At 46.0% G+C, this 16,460-nt stretch carries 15 protein-coding genes; 11 read left to right on the top strand and 4 right to left on the bottom strand.

Annotated elements, in window-relative coordinates:
• The first annotated feature begins 33 nt into the window (after nucleotides 1-33).
• Nucleotides 34-972 carry a bifunctional GNAT family N-acetyltransferase/hotdog fold thioesterase gene (locus F0231_RS14155; protein ID WP_171760352.1) on the top strand — a complete coding sequence of 313 codons (939 nt, stop codon included), beginning with the start codon at nucleotides 34-36 and terminating at the stop codon, nucleotides 970-972.
• Here F0231_RS14155 and F0231_RS14150 read toward each other — a convergent pair.
• From F0231_RS14150 to hslR, 4 genes are all read right to left on the bottom strand, one after another.
• Entirely contained in the window at nucleotides 927-2,888 is a 1,962-nt protein-coding gene (locus tag F0231_RS14150) for an AsmA family protein (protein ID WP_171760351.1), read from the bottom strand. The genes F0231_RS14155 and F0231_RS14150 overlap by 46 nt on opposite strands.
• A gap of 115 nt (nucleotides 2,889-3,003) precedes the next feature.
• Entirely contained in the window at nucleotides 3,004-4,635 is a 1,632-nt protein-coding gene (gene pckA / locus F0231_RS14145; RefSeq protein WP_171760350.1) for a phosphoenolpyruvate carboxykinase (ATP), read from the bottom strand.
• A 337-nt stretch (nucleotides 4,636-4,972) separates the two neighbouring features.
• The gene (hslO, locus tag F0231_RS14140; RefSeq protein WP_171760349.1) at nucleotides 4,973-5,848 is read right to left on the bottom strand and encodes an Hsp33 family molecular chaperone HslO; all 876 of its coding nucleotides are present in this window, start codon (nucleotides 5,846-5,848) and stop codon (nucleotides 4,973-4,975) included.
• A gap of 29 nt (nucleotides 5,849-5,877) precedes the next feature.
• Nucleotides 5,878-6,264, bottom strand: coding sequence for a ribosome-associated heat shock protein Hsp15 (gene hslR / locus F0231_RS14135; RefSeq protein WP_171760348.1), 387 nt, complete (start codon nucleotides 6,262-6,264; stop codon nucleotides 5,878-5,880).
• A gap of 358 nt (nucleotides 6,265-6,622) precedes the next feature.
• Between hslR and gspC the strand changes: the two genes are divergently transcribed.
• Genes gspC through gspL form a run of 10 tightly spaced genes read left to right on the top strand, consistent with a single transcriptional unit; the run spans nucleotide 6,623 to nucleotide 16,458 of the window.
• A complete protein-coding gene (gene gspC, locus F0231_RS14130; RefSeq protein ID WP_171760366.1) occupies nucleotides 6,623-7,435 on the top strand; it encodes a type II secretion system protein GspC in 813 nt (270 codons plus the stop codon).
• Between the two features lie 34 nt (nucleotides 7,436-7,469).
• Nucleotides 7,470-9,497: a type II secretion system secretin GspD gene (gspD, locus tag F0231_RS14125; protein ID WP_171760347.1), complete on the top strand. Its 2,028-nt coding sequence runs from the start codon at nucleotides 7,470-7,472 to the stop codon at nucleotides 9,495-9,497.
• Nucleotides 9,497-10,984, top strand: coding sequence for a type II secretion system ATPase GspE (gspE, locus tag F0231_RS14120; RefSeq protein WP_171760346.1), 1,488 nt, complete (start codon nucleotides 9,497-9,499; stop codon nucleotides 10,982-10,984). Before gspD ends, gspE begins: the two co-directional genes overlap by 1 nt.
• The gene (gspF, locus tag F0231_RS14115) at nucleotides 10,984-12,210 is read left to right on the top strand and encodes a type II secretion system inner membrane protein GspF (protein WP_171760345.1); all 1,227 of its coding nucleotides are present in this window, start codon (nucleotides 10,984-10,986) and stop codon (nucleotides 12,208-12,210) included. Before gspE ends, gspF begins: the two co-directional genes overlap by 1 nt.
• A 39-nt stretch (nucleotides 12,211-12,249) precedes the next feature.
• A complete protein-coding gene (gene gspG / locus F0231_RS14110) occupies nucleotides 12,250-12,693 on the top strand; it encodes a type II secretion system major pseudopilin GspG (protein WP_171760344.1) in 444 nt (147 codons plus the stop codon).
• A 20-nt stretch (nucleotides 12,694-12,713) separates the two neighbouring features.
• Nucleotides 12,714-13,298, top strand: coding sequence for a type II secretion system minor pseudopilin GspH (gene gspH / locus F0231_RS14105; protein WP_171760343.1), 585 nt, complete (start codon nucleotides 12,714-12,716; stop codon nucleotides 13,296-13,298).
• Complete coding sequence (gene gspI / locus F0231_RS14100) at nucleotides 13,285-13,641, top strand: type II secretion system minor pseudopilin GspI (RefSeq protein ID WP_171760342.1); 357 nt, start codon at nucleotides 13,285-13,287, stop codon at nucleotides 13,639-13,641. Before gspH ends, gspI begins: the two co-directional genes overlap by 14 nt.
• Complete coding sequence (gspJ, locus tag F0231_RS14095; RefSeq protein WP_171760341.1) at nucleotides 13,628-14,278, top strand: type II secretion system minor pseudopilin GspJ; 651 nt, start codon at nucleotides 13,628-13,630, stop codon at nucleotides 14,276-14,278. The genes gspI and gspJ overlap by 14 nt, the downstream gene beginning before the upstream one ends.
• Complete coding sequence (gene gspK / locus F0231_RS14090) at nucleotides 14,268-15,281, top strand: type II secretion system minor pseudopilin GspK (protein WP_171760340.1); 1,014 nt, start codon at nucleotides 14,268-14,270, stop codon at nucleotides 15,279-15,281. Before gspJ ends, gspK begins: the two co-directional genes overlap by 11 nt.
• Nucleotides 15,247-16,458 (top strand): type II secretion system protein GspL, encoded by a 1,212-nt coding sequence (gene gspL, locus F0231_RS14085; RefSeq protein WP_171760339.1) that lies wholly within the window; start codon nucleotides 15,247-15,249, stop codon nucleotides 16,456-16,458. Before gspK ends, gspL begins: the two co-directional genes overlap by 35 nt.
• The last annotated feature ends 2 nt before the right edge of the window (nucleotides 16,459-16,460 follow it).

Below are 16,460 nucleotides of genomic sequence, written 5' to 3'. Positions count from 1 at the left end.
CAGAGAGACGAGTGTCTCTAGAAAAGGATTTACATGTTTAAGCTGATTACGCCGAAAACGGAAAACCAACTCAATAAGTATTACCACTTTCGTTGGCAGATGCTGCGTGAACCATGGCGCATGCCGATCGGTTCTGAGCGAGATGAATATGACCAAATGAGTCACCATCGCATGATTGTCGATGGTCGTGGTAGACCGATGGCGATCGGTCGCTTATACATCACCCCAGATAGTGAAGGTCAAATTCGCTTTATGGCGGTAAAGGGCAGTCGTCGAAGTAAAGGTATGGGCTCGCTTGTGCTGGTGGCGTTGGAGTCGTTAGCGCGCCAGGAAGGAGCAAAACGCTTAGTGTGTAATGCACGTGAAGATGCGATCTCTTTCTACGAAAAAAATGGTTTCGAGCGCCGTGGAGAGTTAACCGATGAACGTGGCCCTGTAAGGCACCAGCAAATGGTGAAACCGCTCGATCCAATGGCAAATGTGCTGCGCAAGCCAGAGTGGTGTACCGAGCTTCAGGAGCGTTGGGAGCATCAAATCCCAATCAGTGACAAGATGGGCATCAAGATTAACCAATATACTGGTTATCAATTCGAGTGCAGTGCTCAGCTGAATCCGAATCTAAATCCTCACAACACGATGTTTGCAGGTTCTGCGTTTACTTTGGCGACATTGACGGGGTGGGGCATGACTTGGCTATTGCTGAAAGAGCGAGGCCTAGTTGGGGACATTGTTTTAGCCGACAGTCAGATTCGTTATCGTCAGCCTGTGACACAAAACCCAGTCGCTTCGACCTCACTTGATGGGATCAGTGGCGACTTGGATCGCTTAGCCTCAGGCCGCAAAGCAAGGATTGTGATTCATGTAACCATCTATAGTGGTGATCATGCTGCGGTGGAGTTCATCGGTACCTATATGCTGCTGCCGAACTATAAGGCCGTACTGGGCAGTGAATCTGATTCGACTTCTGTTTGAATCCCTTCATCTTGAATCTGTTTAATAGGCTGTAGTGGCGTGTCACTGCAGCCTTTTTTGATGACATTGGCTCGGCTTAGGATATCTGACCAGAGTTCATGGCAAGCCTGTTTACTGTGTAGAAGAATTGTTGAGTAGTGCGATTTAGTTAAATCGATGCTGCCAGCTAAGTTGTCATTTTCATTGTCAGATACAATTCCAATTCTTCCTCGATCGGCGTTGAGCTCGATTTGCTCCAAAGTGAGATTGTGCTGATACGTTTGTTCTCCATCGCCACTTTTCGCCTCAATTGAAGCCTGACGAAGGTAGCCCCTCACATGGCCAGACAGACTATGTGCCAGCATCGAGTAATCTCCAGAGAGTCCCTTCAGTTCTAACTCCATCTCAGCAAACCCTGACAATGAGAAGGGCAGAGCATGTTGCAGATAGAAATGACTGAGTGGAATACCATCGGCATGCAACTGGACTTGCCATGGCGCGCTGAGTGTTGTTCTGTCCCATTGGCCTGTTGCTTCCACATACCCTTGCTCTAACGGGATAAACAGCCTATTGAGAGTCAGTACGCCTTGTTGAGATGAGGCTTTTAGATGAGCTTGAGTGCTAATGAGGCTATCCAGATTCGCTGAGTTTGCACTGATCTCAATTTGGCCATTGAGCAGACCTAGTTTCCCATCATTGATGAGCACCAAGTGTTCGCCATTGATATTTAAGCCTGATAGCTGCCAATAGGGCTTTCTATCGACTTGAATGATCTGAGCGTTTTCAACATCGAGTTCTTCGATGGACAAATGATTTAGTGGCGCGAGTAACTGCTGAACATTGGGAATCAGTTGCTGTGCATCCTCAAGCCACTTGACGCCAGAGAGGCGCAACTGCTTGAGTGCAACCTTGTCTGGACGAATGTCGCCTTGCAGCTGAACTCTTCCTTGTTTGAAGTCGCCATCAAATTCTTCGATCGTGATGTGGTCCTGCCTAAAACCTAACTGCGCTCTTGGCGAGTAAAGCTGAATATCGAGGTTATTTATGCTCTCTGCATTGAAAGAGGCGTAACCATCAGACTGTTGCCACAATGAGTGGTTCAGAGTGAGATTTTCTAATGAGGCATCAAGTTGTTCAAAGCGCCACCCTGCGTAGTCAAAAGAGCCATTGAGAATATCCAAACTATTAATATGATTCACCGGAAGGCTAAGGTGACTCATGGTTGTAAGCAACTGTTCTAGCGGCGTCTCACTCGGCAAAGTGAGCTTATCTATGGTCACATTGATCAGTGACCAGCCATCAGTATATTGCTCAGCTTGCCCCGATATGGAGGCACCTCGCCAACGAAATGAACTGCCAAAAATCGTACTGTCTGTTTGTTGATAGCGCATATCGACAAGCAAGTCGTTAAACGCCTCCCCTTGGATGTAGAGTTGGTCTGCAGATAGCTGAATATCACCGAAAGGAAAGGTCTGTTTTCCGCTAGCCCAGCTAGGTTGGTCCACTTGAAGGTTGAGTCCTCGCGCTGACCATCTCGGTGCACTGATATCAGTCTGCTTGAGTGCAAGCTGGTGGGTCTGGACTGTCTTTAACACGTCAGTTTCTAGATCTGTGATATCCAAGTTTGCCCCTTCAATCAGCAAAGAATCAAACGTTAGCTTTCCATTTTGCCAAGGTATTTGGTTAATCCACGCAGTAATCTTTGGAATGCGTGTGGTTTGCTCTTGATGAGTGAACGTGGCGTCTTCTAAGGTGATTTGTAGCGGTGGAGAGTAGGTGACTTGTTTCGCTTCGATTGAATAATGTGTGAAGTGCTCGGCGAATTTGCTGACCAGTTGCGGAGCGTAGCTACTCTGAATCAATGCGTACAGGGAGATAACAGCTAATGTGGGTATGCTGATAAGCAAAACAAGTAGAAGCAAGAGTGCTTTTTTCACGGTATATCACTTTCCCTAGATGACCTGAGTTTCTAGCTTGGAACAATTTCTGTTATCAATCAACAAAAAAGCCCCTCCGAAGAGGGGCTGACATTAACAAATCCCAAGAGTATCACTAATCGAGCTGTGGACCTGCTGCGACTAGTGATTGACCTTCTGCGTTATCCGTATATTTATCAAAGTTATTGATAAAACGAGCTGCGAGATCTTTTGCTTTGCTTTCCCACTGCAGTGGGTCCGTGTACGTATCACGAGGATCTAGGATAGTTGGGTCAACATCGTGCAATGCAGTTGGTACTTCCAAGTTGAAGATCGGAATGTGCTTGGTTTCTGCATTTTCGATTGAGCCATCAAGAATTGCGTCAATGATTCCACGTGTATCTTGAATCGAAATACGTTTACCGCTGCCATTCCAACCGGTGTTAACTAGGTACGCTTCAGCGCCAGCTGCTTCCATACGTTTAACCAAGACTTCTGCATACTTGGTTGGGTGCAATGTTAGGAAAGCTGCACCAAAACACGCTGAGAACGTTGGTGTTGGTTCAGTAATACCACGCTCAGTACCAGCCAGTTTAGCGGTAAAACCTGATAGGAAGTGGTACTTAGTCTGCTCTGGCGTGAGCTTAGACACTGGAGGTAGCACACCAAATGCGTCAGCTGATAGGAAGATGACTTTGTTCGCGTGGCCTGCTTTAGATACTGGTTTAACGATGTTCTCGATGTGTTCGATTGGGTAAGAAACACGTGTGTTCTCAGTTTTCGAACCATCGTCAAAGTCGATTGAGCCATCGCTGCGTACAGTGACGTTTTCAAGCAGTGCGTCACGGCGAATTGCATTGTAGATATCAGGTTCAGCTTCTTTTGATAGCTTGATGGTTTTTGCGTAACAACCGCCTTCGAAGTTGAAGATACCGTCATCATCCCAACCGTGCTCATCATCACCGATTAGCTCACGCTTAGGATCAGTCGACAGCGTGGTTTTCCCTGTGCCTGATAGACCGAAGAATACCGCTACATCACCGTTTGCTTTGCACTTGTTCGCACTACAGTGCATAGAAGCGATGTCTTTAAGAGGAAGGAAGTAGTTCATCATAGCGAACATGCCTTTCTTCATCTCACCACCGTACCAAGTACCACCGATTAACTGCATACGCTCAGTGAGGTTGAATACGGTGAAGTTTTCAGAGTTCAGACCTTGCTCTTCCCACTTCTGGTTGGTGCATTTTGCGCCGTTCATAACGACAAAATCAGGTTCAAAGGTCGCAAGCTCTTCTTCGCTAGGACGGATGAACATGTTCTTCACGAAGTGTGCTTGCCATGCGACTTCAGTGATAACGCGAATACTTAAACGAGTGTCTGGGTTAGCACCACAGTAACCATCAACCACAAACACGCGCTTGCCTGAAAGCTGGTTTGTCACTAGCTCTTTAAGCTCGTTCCAAACTTTTTGATCGATCGGTTTGTTATCGTTTTTCACCGCGTCTGATGTCCACCACATATGCTCTTCTGTGGTTGCGTCTTTCACGATGTACTTATCTTTTGGTGAGCGGCCAGTAAAGATACCGGTATCAACAGCGACAGCGCCGAGTTCAGTGACAACACCTTTCTCATAGCCTTCCAGATCAGCGCGAGTCTCTTCTTCGAACAACATTTCGTAGCTCGGGTTACGGATAACCTCTTTTACGTTGTGAAGCCCGTGTTTGGTAAGATCAATTGTTGCAGCCTTTGTATGTTCCATAACGGTCATAGGTGCTCCTTATAGGAATATTTTGTAGGGATTTTGTAATATTTTTTTGTTGTTATCTGCTCACCATGCTAGCAATGGGCCTCGGATAAAACAGGGATATAGCTCAAAAAATATCCGCAATTTTACTGGGGTTTTAAGCGACTCATCACATATTGGCAGGAGTTAGTTTATCGTGCGCGCAAAGCTTTGCGCTAGGGCAAAAGAATTATTAATTGTTTAAAATTAACAGGTTGCTTTATTACGACTGAGGCTAGGTAAATAGAGGGTTTGATCACAAAAAAGGCCAGCGTGCGCTGGCCTTTGAAAGGTAAATTACAAGCTTGCTATGCTATGAAAATTAATGCAGTGTTTTCTTGTCAGAAGTTGCGTCTGCAAATAGCTCTTCAACATCCGCCGAGTCGAACGTATAGTCCGTGCCGCAGTAATCACAATGTAAAGAAATTGAACCAACCTCTGCCAAAATGTCATTCACTTCCGCACGATCGATAGTAATGATCGCTGCGCCACTACGCTCACGAGAACAACCACAGAAGAACTCAACCGGTTGAGGCTCAAATAGGCGAACTTTCTCTTGGTTGTATAGACGGTACAGCAACTCGTTTGCTTCTAGCGTGAACAGTTCTTCATCTTTTACTGTGTCAGTCAGTTGCTCTAAATGTTCAAAGTCTTCTGGTGAGCCAGTACCATCAGGCATCACCTGAATTAGCATACCAGCAGCGTGTGCTTGGCCTTCTACTTCACCAGTGCGAAGCCATAAGCGTGTTTTTAGTTGCTCAGAGTTAGCAAAGTAACCTTCTAGCACTTCTGCAAGGTTGTCTCCCTCTAGAGCAACGATACCTTGGTAACGTTCGCCTTGTTTAGGGTCGATAGTGATAACCAAGTAGCCTTTACCCATCATGTCGTGGATAGATGCGTCTTCGGCAATATCGCCTTCCCAACGTGCAACACCACGAAGTTTCTGATCGTGGTCACCGTTGATGACTGCAAGTGAAACTGGGCCATCACCTTGAAGTTGCAGTGTAATTGAACCTTCAAACTTCAACGTAGCGGTTAATAGAGTTGTTGAAACCAATAGCTCACCAAGCAGTTTTTTTAGTGCTGCTGGGTATTCCTTGCTTGAGATAATATTTTGGTAAGCGTCATCCAATTGTACCAATTCACCACGAACTGAAAGATCTTCAAATAAGTAGCGGTTTAAAACATTGCTTGCCATGTGGCGATTCCTCATTGATTGGTTTGAGCTTATTGGTGTTTAAACTTAATGATGTCGCGACGCTGCTTTTTATCAGGGCGACGATCCGGACTAGGGTTGTGCGCATGAAGTTTACGCTGTGCTGCGTTCTCTTCACGTTTACTGATACTTTCAGTGGTCTCTGAGTAGAGTGTCTGAGCTTCTGGTGCGCCACGTCTTTGATCAGAAATCTTTTCAATCACGACGGTTTTCTCTTCGTGACCTTGTCTTAGAGTGATAACGGCACCGAGTTCAACGGCTTTGCTAGGTTTACTACGCTGACCATTATAATGGACTTTGCCGCCATCGACCATATTTCGAGCGATTGAGCGTGTCTTGTAGAAACGAGCAGCCCAAAGCCACTTATCGAGTCTTACTGCTTCAGATTGGGAACCCATTACGTGTTGTACCCTCTAAGATAATGAATCGTTGATTCCAAATAGTTGCTGTAACAATGGTGATGGAAGTAACACTTTTCAAGCGAGATCTAATAAATTATCAATTTATAAAGTTTACATTTTCAGTTTGCTGTTTAGGTTGTTTGATAGTTTGATACACTGTGTGACTACATAATTTATTAGTTTTTAACCAAAACTATACATATGGGCTGCCGTATTGTAAAATATCAAGGGGTCAACAATGGCGCCAGAAATTGAGTAAGGACAGTGAGTGAATCTAAGCGGTGTACAGACACTTAACAAATTGACTGAGTCACTAAAGGAACAAAGTGCTCAGCAAAAAATTAGCTATGTCACGATGACTATGTTGCTCGCCATTAGTGCGTGGACTTTGGGTCGGTTAATCTGGTTGCCATGGGGTGAAGAGTCTGTTTCTCGATGGGAACCAAGTCGGTCTGTTCAGAGCAGTGAAACTGCTGGTAAAAGCTTAGATATATCTGAATTGCAAAATAGCCACCTATTTGGTGAATTCAAGCAAAGTGCTGCACCAGTGGTGGTTCAACCTAAAGTGCAAGACGCACCAAAGAGTCGTTTGAATGTTGGACTCGTTGGTCTTGTTATCAGCTCCAACCCAGATAAGAGCCTTGCCGTTATCTCAAATAGAGGTAAGCAGGCGACCTACGGTATCAATGAAACAATTGAAGGCACACGGGCGAAGTTGATCCAAGTTCAATCTGATCGAGTGATTATTGATAATGCTGGACGTAACGAAACGGTGATGCTTGAAGGAATCAAGTTCAGCAAGATGCGCACTCAGCCCGAACCGTCAAAGCAAAGCACCGTGACTAAAACACAGGTGCCTCAAGATACTTTGGATAAAATCCAACAAGAAATCCGCAAAGACGCCAAAAAGATTTTCCAATATGTACGGTTATCGCAAGTAAAACGCGATGGCATGATTGTTGGTTATCGTTTATCACCAGGAAAAGACCCTGCTTTGTTTAATTCAGTAGGACTCAAACCTGGCGATATAGCGGTTTCAATTAATGGATTAGATTTACAAGACAGTTCAGCGATGACTGAAGTGTTTAAAAACTTATCTCAGATGTCCGAGTTGAACTTAATGGTCGAACGTGACGGCCAATCTCATGAGATAAATATTGAATTATAAAGTATCACTTCGGTGGTATTTCGAGGAGTAGAGAGTGAATCATTGGCTTAAAAAGAGCGCGTGGCTTTTAGCAGGAAGCTTATTAACCTCGCCCGCTATCGTTACAGCAAATGACTTTAGTGCAAGCTTTAAAGGGACCGACATTCAAGAGTTCATCAATATTGTTGGGCGCAATCTAGAGAAGATTATCATTGTTGACCCTTCGGTGCGTGGCAAAGTGGATGTACGTAGCTATGACATGTTGAGCGAAGAACAGTATTACAGTTTCTTCCTGAATGTACTTGAAGTGTATGGCTTTGCTGTCGTCGAGATGGAAAGCGGAGTGCTTAAAGTCATTAAGTCAAAAGATGCAAAGACTTCTGCAGTACCTGTGGTTGGAGATGGCTCTGTGTATGGCGATGAGGTGGTTACTCGCGTAGTGGCCGTTAAGAATGTCTCAGTACGAGAGTTGTCTCCTCTGCTGCGTCAGCTTAACGATAATGCAGGCGCAGGTAACGTCGTCCATTATGACCCAGCTAATATCATCTTGATTACAGGACGCGCTGCCGTTGTAAACCGTTTGGCCGATATCATTAAACGTGTCGACCAAGCAGGTGATAAAGATATTGAAGTGGTTGAACTCAATAACGCATCAGCGGCTGAAATGGTACGAATCGTTGAAGCTTTGAACAAGACCACGGATGCGAAAAATACTCCTGCTTTCCTACAGCCTAAGCTGGTAGCTGATGAGCGCACCAATGCGATTCTAATTTCTGGTGATCCACAAGTTCGTAAACGTCTTCGCAGATTGATTAGGCAGTTAGACGTAGAAATGGCATCAAAAGGTAACAACCGTGTAGTTTATCTAAAATATGCTAATGCGGAAGAGATTGTTGATGTATTGAAAGGCGTATCTGACAACCTACAAGCGGGCAAGTCTTCTGGTCAGAGCAAGTCTGCTTCTGCTAGAAACGGTGAGGTCATGATCGCAGCACATAAGGACACCAATGCCTTAGTTCTTACTGCGCCGCCAGATATCATGAATGCACTACAAGAAGTGATTGCTCAGTTAGATATTCGTCGTGCTCAGGTTTTGATTGAAGCATTGATTGTTGAATTGGCTGAAGGTGATGGCGTCAACTTGGGAGTCCAATGGGGCAACCTTGAAACCGGCGCTATGATTCAATATGGCAATACGGGTGCTTCAATTGGCCAAGTTATGGTGGGGCTAGAGGAAGCGAAAGATACGTCGACAACGACAGCCGTGTATGATGAGAATGGCGCATTCTTACGTAATGAGACTACGACCGAAGAGGGTGATTACTCAACGCTTGCTTCGGCACTAGGCGGTGTGAATGGTGCGGCTCTTAGCCTTGCAATGGGCGATTGGACAGCGCTAATCAGTGCGGTATCGACAGACTCAAATTCCAATATTCTTTCGTCACCGAGTATTACGGTAATGGACAACGGCGAAGCTTCTTTCATCGTGGGTGAAGAGGTGCCTGTCTTAACGGGTTCGACAGCAGGCTCAAGCAATGACAATCCATTCCAAACGGTGGATCGTAAAGAAGTCGGTATTAAACTGAAAGTGGTTCCTCAGATAAATGAAGGTAACTCTGTTCAGCTTCAAATTGAACAGGAAGTTTCCAATGTTCTTGGTGCCAATGGTGCAGTCGACGTTCGTTTTGCTAAGCGCCAGTTAAACACCTCAGTTATGATCGAAGATGGTCAAATGATTGTTCTGGGCGGCTTGATTGACGAGCGTGCGCTTGAGAGTGAGTCGAAGGTTCCTTTACTTGGTGATATTCCTTACTTAGGTCACCTATTTAAATCGACCAGCACTCAGGTTGAGAAGAAAAACCTGATGGTATTTATCAAACCAACGATCATTCGCGATGGTGTGACGGCCGATGGTATTACTCAACGTAAATACAACTTCATCCGTGCAGAGCAGCTATATAAGTCTGATCAAGGTTTAAAACTGATGGATGATGCTCATATCCCGGTTCTGCCTAAGTTTGGTGATGAAATCCGTCATCCTGCTGAGATCCAAGCTTTCCTAGATCAAATGGGTAGGCAGTAATGGATATGGTCACTAGCGAGTTTAAGCGCTTACCATTTAGCTTTGCCAATCGTTTTAAACTGGTACTAGAGCCAAATGATTCAGGCCTTGTGCTCTACTATGTTGCGCCGATTTCTATTGATGCTTTGCTTGAAGTTAAGCGTATTACTCCCATGTCTTTTACCCTTCAAGCATTGAGCAAAGAGGCTTTTGACAGCAAGCTGACTGATGCGTATCAGCGTGATTCATCGGAAGCTCGACAGCTAATGGAAGATATTGGCGCGGACAACGATGATTTCTTCTCACTGGCTGAAGACCTACCACAAGATGAAGACTTGCTTGAGTCAGAAGATGATGCACCGATCATCAAGCTTATCAATGCCATGCTAGGTGAGGCGATTAAAGAGGGTGCGTCGGATATTCATATCGAAACCTTCGAAAAGAGCTTGTCGATTCGCTTCCGTATTGATGGCGTGCTTCGAGATGTTCTTTCGCCAAGCCGCAAGCTGGCGCCACTGCTGGTCTCGCGTGTCAAAGTCATGGCGAAATTGGATATTGCAGAAAAGCGCGTGCCACAAGATGGTCGTATTTCATTGCGTATCGGTGGTCGAGCGGTCGATGTGCGTGTTTCCACAATGCCGTCGTCTCATGGCGAGCGTGTAGTAATGCGTCTGCTAGATAAAAACGCAACTCGGCTGGATCTGCATAGCTTAGGTATGACGAAGACTAACCATGATAGCTTCCGTCAAATGATTCAGCGCCCTCATGGCATTATTCTTGTGACCGGCCCTACTGGTTCAGGTAAATCGACCACCTTGTATGCTGGCCTAACGGAAATTAACAGCAACGAGCGCAATATCTTGACCGTCGAAGATCCGATTGAATTTGATATCGACGGCATTGGTCAAACTCAAGTGAATCCAAAAGTCGACATGACGTTTGCGCGTGGCCTGAGAGCGATCCTTCGTCAAGACCCGGATGTGGTGATGGTTGGTGAGATTCGTGACTTAGAGACCGCGCAGATTGGTGTTCAAGCCTCATTAACTGGTCACCTAGTGATGTCGACACTGCACACTAACACCGCGGTGGGCGCGATTACCCGTCTTCGTGATATGGGCATCGAACCATTCCTGATCTCCTCATCTCTGTTAGGCGTTTTAGCTCAGCGTCTGGTTCGTACTTTGTGCTCTGACTGTAAAGAGCCTTACGAAGCCGACAAAGAGAGCAAAAAACTGTTTGGTTTGAAGAAGAAAGACGACCTCACACTGTATCGAGCTTGTGGGTGCGAAGCGTGTAATTTCAAAGGCTATCGTGGTCGTACTGGTATTCATGAACTGCTGATTGTCGATGAAGAAGTGCAAGAACTGATTCATAGCGAAGCGGGTGAGCAAGCGATAGAGAAAAGTGTTCGTGAGCGTACCCCGAGTATTCGTGAAGATGGCCTGAATAAAGTGCGCCAGGGTGTGACTTCACTTGAAGAAGTCATGCGCGTGACCAAGGAAGGCTAATGGCGGCATTTGAATATAAAGCGCTAGACGCAAAAGGAAAAAGTAAAAAAGGCGTTGTCGAAGGGGATAATGCTAGGCAGGTTCGAGCTCGGCTAAAAGAGCAAGGACTTGTGCCTATCGAGGTCAATGAAACTCGCCAGAAAGCCAAAAAACAGGCCAGCGGTTCGCCAAGCTTTCAATTTAAGCGCGGTTTAAGCACGCCTGATCTTGCGCTGATTACTCGTCAATTGGCCACTCTTGTTCAGTCTGGTATGCCTTTGGAAGAATGTCTGAAAGCGGTCTCTGAGCAGTCAGAGAAGCCACGCATTCGCACCATGTTATTAGCTGTACGTTCGAAAGTGACAGAGGGTTATACCTTAGCTGACAGCTTGGCTGATTTTCCCCATGTCTTTGATGAGCTGTTCCGCTCAATGGTTTCGGCAGGCGAAAAGTCAGGCCATCTAGACTCTGTACTCGAGCGTTTGGCAGACTACGCTGAGAATCGCCAAAAATTGCGCTCTAAGATGCAGCAAGCGATGATCTACCCAGTAGTGCTTGTGGTGTTTGCTATAGGTATTGTCGCGTTCCTATTGGCTGCGGTAGTGCCTAAAATTGTCGGCCAGTTTGTCCAGATGGGGCAGGAACTCCCACAATCGACTCAGTTCTTACTTGCCTCGAGTGAATTTATCCAGAATTGGGGAGTCCAACTGCTGGTTGTTATCCTCGCACTTAGTTACTTAATCAAGTTTGCTCTGAGCAAGCCTAAGATTCGCCTAAGTTGGGATCGTAAAGTGATTGCTATGCCATTGATTGGCAAGATATCACGCGGCTTAAATACGTCTCGATTTGCACGTACTTTATCAATTTGTACCTCAAGTGCGATTCCAATCCTGGAAGGCATGCGTGTCGCAGTCGATGTGATGTCGAACCATTACGTGAAACAGCAGGTATTGGTGGCAACAGATAATGTTCGAGAAGGGGCGAGTCTGCGCCGAGCGTTAGACCAAACTAAACTGTTCCCTCCGATGATGCTGCACATGATTGCGAGTGGCGAACAGAGTGGTGAACTTGAGGGCATGCTAACGCGAGCTGCAGACAACCAAGATGCCAACTTTGAATCCACGATCAATATTGCTCTGGGGATATTCACCCCTGCATTGATCGCACTGATGGCGGGTCTTGTCCTGTTTATTGTGATGGCAACCTTAATGCCGATTTTGGAAATGAATAATTTGATGAGTTCTTAACGGCTTTGAACGTCGGTGAACTGATTTTTGGAGAAAAAAATGAATAAGAAAATGAAAAAACAGTCAGGCTTTACCCTACTAGAAGTGATGGTAGTGGTGGTGATCTTAGGGGTGTTGGCAAGCTTTGTTGTACCAAACCTACTGGGTAACAAAGAGAAAGCGGATCAACAAAAAGCGATCACAGACATTGTTGCATTAGAGAACGCGCTAGACATGTATAAGCTCGACAACAGCGTTTACCCGTCAACAGATCAAGGTCTAGAGGCGCTAGTGACTAAGCCATCAAGCCCTGAGCCTCGTAACTATCGTGACGGTGGTTACATCAAGCGTCTACCAAGCGATCCTTGGGGTAACGACTACCAATACCTAAGCCCTGGTGACAAAGGCACGGTAGATGTATTCACTCTAGGTGCTGACGCTCAAGAGGGCGGTGAAGGTGCCAATACCGATATTGGTAACTGGAACATTCAAGACTTTCAATAACAAGTAGGTTTTCATTGAACGTGCGCCATCAATCAGGCTTCACACTGCTCGAAATTCTGTTGGTACTGGTGTTAGTGTCGCTTGCGTCAGTCGCGGTCATCTCAACGTTACCTGTCAATGCAGAAGATGGTGCTAAACAACAAGCTCAATCACTCTACTATCGAGTTCAGTTGCTTAATGAAGAAGCTATCCTCAGTGGGCAAGATTTTGGTTTGTATGTCGATGAGGAACGTGCGCGGTACGAACTAAAGGTGCTCACTCAAGATGGTTGGATCGCGCTAGAAGACCAATCGTTGCCTGACAAAGTAGAGTTAGAACATAACTTGACGCTAAGCATGACTCTAGGTGGCGGTGTGTGGGCAGATAAAGATCGTTTATTCGAGCCGGGCAGCTTGTTTGATGAAGAGATGTTCGCCGAGTTCGAGCAAGAAAAACAATCACCACCACCGCAGATCTTCATCATGTCGAGTGGTGAGATCACGCCAGTTTCTCTTGCCATTTACCCACAGAATCAAGATGCAGAAATGGACTCGTGGCGAGTGATCGCGAAAGAAAATGGTCAAATCTTGCTGCTTGCGCCAGGAGAAGCCGATGAGGAGAGCTAAACGCGGTTTTACTCTGCTTGAGGTTTTGGTCGCACTGGCAATTTTTGCTACGGCAGCAATAGCAACGGTTCGATCTGTCACTCAACATATCAACACGTTGAACTTTCTTGAAGAGAAGACGTTTGCTGCGATGGTGGCTGATAACCAAATGGCTAGAGTGATTCTTGCTGATAAAAAGGTGACTAAAGCAAAAGGCAAAGAGACATTAGCTAATCGAGAATGGTTCTGGCGTGTAGAGCCAGTATCGACGGCTGGGGATATGTTACAAGCGTTTGATGTTGCTGTCGCAACCAGTGATAAAGGTAGTCCAATCGTAACGGTGAGAAGCTATGTCGAAAAATAGATACTCACGACAACATGGTTTCACATTGATTGAAGTTCTGGTGGCGATTGCGATTTTTGCCAGTTTAAGTGTCGGAGCTTATCAGGTTGTAAACCAAGTTCAGCGCAGTAATGAGATCTCGTTAGAACGCAGCGAAAGGCTTAAAGCCGTGCAGCGTGCTTTAGTCTTCATGGACAACGACTTTCGTCAAATGGCGCTGCGTCAGTCGCGTACCAATGGTGAAGAGCCAGCGACTAAGCTTGTCCATTGGCAGGACTACCTGCTTGATTCAGACGCTAAAGGTGCCATGTTTACTCGATTGGGATGGCACAATCCTCAACAGCAGTTTCCTCGCGGTGAAGTGAGTAAAGTTGGCTACCGTATTAAAGATGATGTTTTAGAACGCGTCTGGTGGCGCTATGTGGACACTCCAGCGGGCCAAGAAGGGGTTATCATGCCGCTGCTTGGTGAGGTTGAGTCATTCGACTTACGTTTCTTTGATGGTCAAGCGTGGCAACGCAGTTGGGAAAAAGATCTTACATTGCCAAATGCGGTTAGCATCCAGTTAGTGCTTAAAGATTACGGTGAAATCGAGCGTGTTTACTTAACGACAGGTGGGCAGCTCGAAGGCGCTGAGGGACAAAGTGATGAAGGCTAAGCAGCAAGGCGTTGCGCTGATCATTATTCTTTTGCTCCTCGCGGTCATGGTGAGTATTGCTGCGACTATGGCGGATCGTTTATTTGGTCAGTTTAGGCGAGCAACCAATCAGATTAATTACCAGCAAGCCTATTGGTACAGTATCGGTGCTGAGTCACTGGCTAAAGTAGGCATTGAGCAGAGCTTTAAAGACTCTGACACGATTAATCTTTCTCAGCCTTGGGCTCTAGAGGAGCAAACTTACCCGCTTGATTACGGAACATTGACAGGGAGACTGGTTGATAAACAGGCGTGTTTTAATCTCAATGCATTGGCCGATCTTGAAGTCACCGCTGGTTCTGACAGAGCGCCTTACTTGGTCGAGTCTTTTCAGCGCTTGCTTGAGGAGTTAGAAGTGGATAACTATCAAGCAGAGACTATCGCGCAGTCAATGTGGGAGTTTGTCGATAGTGACAACTCGGTCAACTCGACCAGTGGCGTAGAAGACAGCTTTTATGAATCGATGTCTCCTGCTTATATGACCGCGAATAGCTTGGTTGCTGATAGCTCTGAATTGAGGGCGGTGAATCAAGTCTCTGGCCAGGTAATGGAAAAGATTCGCCCGTATGTATGTGCTCTGCCGACGCCTGATTTGAGGTTAAATGTTAATACGTTGCAAGCTGATCACGCTGCAATTTTAGTCGCGCTGTTCCATCCTGCTTTAGCTCTGGATACAGCAACAGACATGTTAGAAAGCCGACCATTTGATGGCTGGGCGAGCGTTGACGACTTTCTAAATGAAAACGAATTATCTTCTATCAGTGAAGATATAAAGAAAAATGCGAAAGGTTATTTAGCGGTAACCAGTCGCTATTTTGAATTGGATGCTGAGCTGTTGGTGGGGGACTCTCGAGTGAGAGTACGAAGCTTACTGTTTAGTGAGAATCAAGAAACTGTGACGGTGATTCGCCGTCGCTTCGGAGGTATCGGTGAACGAGTTTCTGATCGTTCGACTGAGCAATAGTGCGACTCAAGCTATCCAGTGGATAGTTTGGTCGGAGTCGCAAAAGGAAGTGATTGCCAGTGGAGAGCTTGCTGATCGCTCCGCTTTACCTGAACTGAGCACTTACGCGGAAAATCGCCGTACAGTGGTGTTAGTGTCAGCACAAAGTTTGGTGTTGACCGATGTAGAGGTACCTGCAGGCGCTAGCCGTCAGTTTGAGGCGATGCTGCCGTATGTATTAGAGGATGAGCTAGCTCAGGATGTAGAGCAGCTCCACTTCGTCGTTTTGAACAAAGCGGATGGCCGCGCACAAGTGTGTGCGGTCGAGCGCCAATTTTTACAAACAACGCTAAATGAGCTTAGAGAACTCGGTTGCCAAGTACAGCAAGTGCTCCCAGATGTTCTTGCGCTGCCAAATGTTGACGGTATTTCTGCAGTGGAACTTGGCGGACAATGGTTACTGAAAAAGAGTGACTATTCTGGCATGTCCATTGAGGCTGATTGGTTGAGCATGATTGCTCAATCGGATTGGGTCAAACAAGAGGATGACTTTTTAACTCTAAGCGCCTATTCGACTTTACCTGAACTTGTATTGAGTGAAGGTCAGCATTGGCAAAACGGTGAGCCAAAGTTGGTGATGCAGTTGCTGGCAGAGCAAGCGGTCACTAGTAAAGTTAACTTACTCACTGGATCATTTAAGCCTAAGTCTTCTTTCAATCGTCATTGGAAAGTGTGGCAAAAGGTAGCGGTGGCGGCTGTCTTCCTATTAGCTGTTATTTTAGTAGATAACGTACTCAAAGTTCAGCGTTATGAAGCTCAAGCAATCGCTTATCGAGCTGAGAGTGAACGGATCTTCCGACAATCTCTACCAGGCAAAACCAAGATCCCAACGGTGAGTTACTTAAAACGAGAGATGGAACGTGAAGCGTCACGTTTATCCGGTGGTGCTGACAGCAATGCACTTTTACCTTTGATGGTCTCTTTGCCACCGCTGCTTAAGCAGGTGCCAGGGCTTAAGCTTACGAGCTTCAAGTTTGACGAGAGGCGTAATGAAGTTCGTTTACAAGCGCAAAGCCAAGATTTCCAAACCTTTGAAAAGGCCGCAGCGTTGTTAAAAGATCAGTTTGAAGTGGAACAAGGACAGTTAAATCGTTCGGGTTCTAATGTGAATGGCTCTTTTGTATTGAAACCCTTGTAAGG

The organism is Vibrio sp. RE86 (assembly GCF_013114545.1).
Lineage (GTDB): Bacteria > Pseudomonadota > Gammaproteobacteria > Enterobacterales > Vibrionaceae > Vibrio.
This window is presented reverse-complemented; position numbering and strand designations above follow the sequence as displayed.

Excerpts from the sequence above, each read along its gene's own strand:
- F0231_RS14155 (WP_171760352.1), top strand. The coding sequence starts at position 34 with ATGTTTAAGCTGATTACGCCGAAAACGGAAAACCAACTCAATAAGTAT.
- gspE (WP_171760346.1), top strand. The coding sequence starts at position 9,497 with ATGGATATGGTCACTAGCGAGTTTAAGCGCTTACCATTTAGCTTTGCC.
- gspG (WP_171760344.1), top strand. The coding sequence starts at position 12,250 with ATGAATAAGAAAATGAAAAAACAGTCAGGCTTTACCCTACTAGAAGTG.
- gspC (WP_171760366.1), top strand. The coding sequence starts at position 6,623 with ATGACTATGTTGCTCGCCATTAGTGCGTGGACTTTGGGTCGGTTAATC.
- pckA (WP_171760350.1), bottom strand. The coding sequence starts at position 4,635 with ATGACCGTTATGGAACATACAAAGGCTGCAACAATTGATCTTACCAAA.
- gspK (WP_171760340.1), top strand. The coding sequence starts at position 14,268 with ATGAAGGCTAAGCAGCAAGGCGTTGCGCTGATCATTATTCTTTTGCTC.
- gspJ (WP_171760341.1), top strand. The coding sequence starts at position 13,628 with ATGTCGAAAAATAGATACTCACGACAACATGGTTTCACATTGATTGAA.
- gspF (WP_171760345.1), top strand. The coding sequence starts at position 10,984 with ATGGCGGCATTTGAATATAAAGCGCTAGACGCAAAAGGAAAAAGTAAA.
- gspI (WP_171760342.1), top strand. The coding sequence starts at position 13,285 with ATGAGGAGAGCTAAACGCGGTTTTACTCTGCTTGAGGTTTTGGTCGCA.
- hslR (WP_171760348.1), bottom strand. The coding sequence starts at position 6,264 with ATGGGTTCCCAATCTGAAGCAGTAAGACTCGATAAGTGGCTTTGGGCT.
- hslO (WP_171760349.1), bottom strand. The coding sequence starts at position 5,848 with ATGGCAAGCAATGTTTTAAACCGCTACTTATTTGAAGATCTTTCAGTT.